General features: G+C 52.5%; 6 protein-coding genes. All 6 read right to left on the bottom strand.

All coding sequences use genetic code 11. From position 1 onward, the window contains the following. Nucleotides 1-50 precede the first annotated feature (50 nt). Nucleotides 51-371 (bottom strand): hypothetical protein, encoded by a 321-nt coding sequence (locus AC6R05_RS20640; protein WP_500648492.1) that lies wholly within the window; start codon nt 369-371, stop codon nt 51-53. A 47-nt stretch (nt 372-418) separates the two neighbouring features. Next, the gene (locus tag AC6R05_RS20635; protein ID WP_500648491.1) at nt 419-1,357 is read right to left on the bottom strand and encodes a phage tail tube protein; all 939 of its coding nucleotides are present in this window, start codon (nt 1,355-1,357) and stop codon (nt 419-421) included. A 2-nt stretch (nt 1,358-1,359) separates the two neighbouring features. After that, nucleotides 1,360-1,791, bottom strand: a complete 432-nt coding sequence (locus AC6R05_RS20630) for a hypothetical protein (RefSeq protein ID WP_500648490.1) — start codon at nt 1,789-1,791, stop codon at nt 1,360-1,362. Next, nucleotides 1,766-2,074 carry a hypothetical protein gene (locus AC6R05_RS20625; protein WP_500648489.1) on the bottom strand — a complete coding sequence of 103 codons (309 nt, stop codon included), beginning with the start codon at nt 2,072-2,074 and terminating at the stop codon, nt 1,766-1,768. The genes AC6R05_RS20630 and AC6R05_RS20625 overlap by 26 nt, the downstream gene beginning before the upstream one ends. 11 nt (nt 2,075-2,085) lie before the next feature. Next, the gene (locus AC6R05_RS20620) at nt 2,086-3,993 is read right to left on the bottom strand and encodes a phage major capsid protein (RefSeq protein ID WP_500648488.1); all 1,908 of its coding nucleotides are present in this window, start codon (nt 3,991-3,993) and stop codon (nt 2,086-2,088) included. Further along, nucleotides 3,938-4,902: phage portal protein (locus tag AC6R05_RS20615; RefSeq protein WP_500648487.1), on the bottom strand; the 965-nt coding region annotated here is incomplete at its 5' end. The genes AC6R05_RS20615 and AC6R05_RS20620, both read right to left, overlap by 56 nt.

Below are 4,902 nucleotides of genomic sequence, written 5' to 3'. Positions count from 1 at the left end.
CTTGTGAGAGCTAAACGCGCCGGGGTTTAACTGAACCTCACAAGCGATTATTAGTTTTTTGTTTCTGCGTCCGATAGAACCGAAAGCTCAACAATTCGCTTCACTAGTGATCGCGCATGAATAACCGGGATGTTTGCGAGAATAGATTCGCGAGTCGCTTCGAACGGCTGCTCGATGCCTTGCCAACCCGTGAGAGCTCCGATCAGAACTTTTAACTCAACCTCGATCGCGGCCTTTCCTTTTTGGTCTGCCGAGCTCAAAAACTCCCAAAAATCAATTTTAGAAAGAGGCTTAATTGAGTAGGAACGGCGCTCCTCTTCTGGCTTGGTCAACTCGCTTGGTGGTGTGTATGTTTCAAAAAATTTTGACATTCGATAAATTCCAGATAAAAAAAAGCCGCCTAGTTGGCGGCTTGTGGTTACTTGAATACGATCACGACTTCGTCGTCTTTATTTTTCTCATGGGCCCCAAAGCTTAGGGTTTCAGTGATAACCCCGTCTCGGTCGCCCTGGCCGATTTCTCGATAAGCGGCTTTAGCAATGGTGAACGTGATTTGATTGCCTGCCGGGCCAATTGGTCCCGTGGTGATCTCTGGCGTGGCCCCGTCCATCCAGTCTTTTAGATAGTTAGGCCCACCTTTCAGCAATGCCATTTCCGGGTCGAGTGTCCCCGTAATGTCGCGAGTTGAGATTCTCACCTCGCCGTAGCCTTGATCGTCGGTGATATCTGCCGGGGTAATGATGTTGTTTCCAATATCCAACGTCATCGCGCCAATGTTGGCCGCGTTTGAGCCAATTTTGAACCCTTGCAGATTGATCAAAGCGGCCGGGACCGTTGAGTCATAGGTTACGGACGGCGTCTCTTTGTCTTTATGCTCGCCGTAATGGCCCGTGAGCGTAAACTCTGCCGTTAGGATTTCACCCGCGTTGATCGTAAAGGATACGGTCCCGCGCGCCCCTACAATCTGGCGGTAAACTCCGTCTTGGTAGAGCTCGATCGTTACCGATTTTAAGTCTTCTTTTGCCGATGCGGTGTTATATGATGCTGAGGTCCCATCCGTTAGCGTCTCTTTGAACCCGCAAGCTCTTAGAGCGGCGCCGATCTCTGGAGCTTTACCGATAGCACTAGACCCGGCCCCTTTTATCTCGCAAGAAAATTGCACTTGCTGAAGTGTGCCGCCGTAAACTTGCTGATACGGCGACAATGATTCTTTGATCACCGGACGCTCAATCATTCGCGCCCCTGTGTTGGTTAGAGATACGCTATTAACCAGGACTGCGTTGTCACCTGTCAGCGTGGCGGGTGTTCCCGTCGCTGTCTCTACCCCGATCAAAATAACTTGTCGTGAAACTAGCATTTTTAACCCTCTATTGAATCCGCTTTAGTGCGGTACTTAACCAACCAATCAAGATCAATCAAAACTGACGGCCGATCGCCGTCGTTGTCGAACTCGGGCTCGCTCATTTCATCCGGCCGGATGCTTTGAACAAATCCCAAATTGAGTGTTTGGTCCCGCATTAAAGCTCGATGAATGCTCGCGCGTGCTGCCAGGAATAAAGAGTCCATTTGGTCTAGTTTCCCGAATAGCGCGATCGTGGTCGTCGCCGTCATTTCCCAGTCAATGAAAGCCATGTTTTGCACTGTTGGACTGTCTGCCGTGAGAGACACAGAAACCACCGGGATCGGCGCTTGAGATGGCCTCATGATATTTCGGCCAACGTGCGCGGTCCCTGCCATTTCGGCACTTATGGCCGCAACAATGGCATTAAGTATTAAATCCTGTCTCGTCATCCGGCTTCATCTCCAGTATCAGAACAAGGAGCCCGTCGACTGGGGGCGTTTTATCTGCGACCGTCCAAACCTCCGAGCCGCGCGCAGCAATGGCCCCAATCTGGACCGTTGCGTCGTGCTTTTCTTCGATTTCTAGCCGCACTCTACGACCCCACCCGGCGAGGTGTTCGATCTCGTCTGAGTCGGTTATCGCTTGGATATCCTCCCCTGAAATCGTCCACGTATCCCCGAGACTTTCGAAAATAACGGCGTCAACTTCTTTCATTTCATTTAAGAAATCCACGCCGCCGCCCCTTATACCGCTGCTACTAGCTTCACAAAGGCGCTGTTTCGCTCAAGTTGGAAACCACAGTCCTGGAACGCTCGCAATACGATACCGTCCGCCGCTGCGTCCGTTGCCGTGTCGACGCGGAAGTCAACCGACGACCAGAAACCCCACATCGCCGCGCTAAAGTCGCCGAATAAGAAATCGCTGTCCGCTGCTGTTGTATTCTTAAACATGTTGTGAGCGATCGCGCTGTGTCCGTTCAGCTCTCCGCCTGTTGGCATCATCCAACCAAATGTATTGCCTACCTCTGTAGATTTCATCTTGGTTTTTAGCTGCCCGCGAGTCGCTTTACTCATCATGTAATGAGTCGAACCGCCCTCGAAATTAAGCTCGTCGAGGATAGTTTCCATTTCGACTACTTTTTCCCAACTAGGGATCGTGTCCTTAGTTGTGTTGGTAACTTTGCCAACCGCACCCAAAGAGCCCGCGCCTTTGTCAGCTTCGCGAGCTGCATCCATGATCCCTGTTGGTTCGTTTGACTTGCCCGAGCCGTAGAACGTCGCTTTGTCTAGACCTTGAGCCATTGCAAACATGATTGAACGCTGAACGATGCGATCGATTAGCGGGTTTGATTGCAAGCGAACGCGGCGAGTGATTGGCACAGAAACCGCAAGGGTCGACGGTGACAAGTTCACTTTGCCAAAGCTGATTGTGCCCTCTCCTGACGGATCATCTTCACCGATCCATGTTGCCGCCACGTCGTCTAGCTGTGCCGGAATATCAATCCCTGCCGAGCCTGTAAGGCCTGTTAACATTTGACCACCCAGGCGCCCAAGAATCGTTTGATCTCGCAGTAGGTCGATAAACATATCAGGGCGATAGATTGTCGGCACAATCTCAGCCGACGCCGTGGTGTCCTGTTTCGCGCGCGTATTCATTAGCTGACTTACTAGCGCCTCATGAGGGACTACAAATCCGCGCTCTTGAGCGTCGCGGCCTCGTTGGTCTGCTAGTGCTAGAGAGATTTCGCGCTCTAGGCCCGCTTTGCTCCAGTCGTTAGAGGCTGCCGCCTTGATTGCGCGAGCCATAGAATATTGAGCTAGATCGCTTTGAGTAATGCCCGCCGTTTCTGCCTCGCTCTCTGGAGACTGCCCGCGCGTTGCCGTTGCGTCGCTTGCATTCTCGCCGATAAAGAATGCGAAACGTTCCACGGTGTCGCCGTTTTCGATTGCTTCCTCTGCCTTGTCAGCAAAACCAAACTTTTTGCCTAGTTGGCGAATTTTTGCCGAACGCTCGCGCTCTGCCTTTACTGCGTCGTTTACTGTGTCAGCCATGTGTTGATCCTCTTGGGTTTCTTGTGCTGTTTCTGTTGGTGCTTCCGGCTCTGGCTGCTGCTCTGGCTCGGCTTGTTGGAGTGGTTTTTCTTCTGGGGGTTGGAGCGCTTCGGGTAGCGGCTCCGCATTGCGGCCAACTCCGACGGTCACGTCTGCAGGGACCGAAACGATTGAGATTTCGTAGGGCTCGTACTTCGTAACCTCTACGCCTCGGCGTCCCTCTAGCTTTCGCTCTTCGTGGATGATGTAACCGAATGAAATGTGACGACGGATGCCGTCGACAATGTCCTGGAATACTTCTCGGGCTCTGGTGCTGTTGCCGAATCGAAGCAGTGCGCGACCAACGCCTCCGGCGCTGTCAATCACGATTGATTCGACGACGCCAACGTGATCGCCCCAGTCATGATCAACAAGGACGGCCGCGCCGTCCTCTAGTCTGTGTGTGTCCATTGCGCCGCGTTCGTGGCTGAGGATTTCAACGAAACCCCCTCGGTCGACTTCTGCGTTTGAGCTAAAAGCGACCTCAACCGTGCGCGCCTCTGCGTCAATCTTGCTGTTTGCTAGATTGACCGTTCGGGTTCGTTTGATCTGTGTCGTCATTGTTTCCGCCGTTTGTCGGGTTGTTGGTTAGTGCGCTTGTAACCTCTTCGGGTGTTAGCCCTAATTGGTCCCAAATCTCGCGCTCCTCCGCGATCTCCTTGAATACTTCCAACGGATCGCGCTGCGTCGTCTCTCGGATGATTGCCGAGACTGACGTCGTTTTTTGAGCGAGGGCTTTCTCATTCGCTGAGGCCTGTTTTGCGGGGTCCAGGCTTTCCCATCGTCTGCCGTGCCATTGGTGGCCGAGATACAGATCAAGGGCTCGATTGAGAGGTCGATTTTTGATTTTTATCTTTTCAAGTAGGTACTGACGTTCGATCCACTCCTCGAAAACAGGAGTTAGGAACGACTCAATTAATAAACTTTGAAGAGTGAGAAATGTGTCTAGTTCGGCGCTGCGGCCATGCTTTAGAGAGCTATAATTCACGCCCTCTAAGTCGTTCGCCGCGAGAGAATAGTTAATCCCCGCGCCCGCAAATATTCGGCGTAGAACGCGCTTAACAAACGAATCAAATTCACCCGCCGGATATGGCTCCGCCGCGTTGGTAATTGAAAAGCCGGTGGGTAGTACCGTGACGTCCTGCTCATGGATATCGACCTCGACGTCGACCGGGTTTCCGTCCGCATCAAACATCAAGTGAGAATTTCCGGCCTCTGCCTGGGCGAACAGGTTCGATTTAGCGCCCGTCTTCGCTGCGTTTAATGCGGCTTGCTCGTACTCGCCGACAATCCCAAAGGTTTGCAAGCTCGTAGAAAGTAGAGGTAAACCTCGATGTTGCCCGACCCAATCCTCTTGGTATATGTGGATGATCTGATCTGCAGGAACGCGAACCCTTTCGGTGATTGCGTAGTCTGTTCGATAGTCGTCGGCCCGGCCCGCGCCTTTCTTTATGTGATAGGCGACGGCCT

It is taken from the genome of Vibrio sp. R11-SG3-ISO9 (assembly GCF_059834255.1).
This window is presented reverse-complemented; position numbering and strand designations above follow the sequence as displayed.

Coding starts and splice junctions, on each gene's coding strand:
- AC6R05_RS20640 (WP_500648492.1), bottom strand. CDS start 371: ATGTCAAAATTTTTTGAAACATACACACCACCAAGCGAGTTGACCAAG.
- AC6R05_RS20635 (WP_500648491.1), bottom strand. CDS start 1,357: ATGCTAGTTTCACGACAAGTTATTTTGATCGGGGTAGAGACAGCGACG.
- AC6R05_RS20630 (WP_500648490.1), bottom strand. CDS start 1,791: ATGACGAGACAGGATTTAATACTTAATGCCATTGTTGCGGCCATAAGT.
- AC6R05_RS20620 (WP_500648488.1), bottom strand. CDS start 3,993: ATGACGACACAGATCAAACGAACCCGAACGGTCAATCTAGCAAACAGC.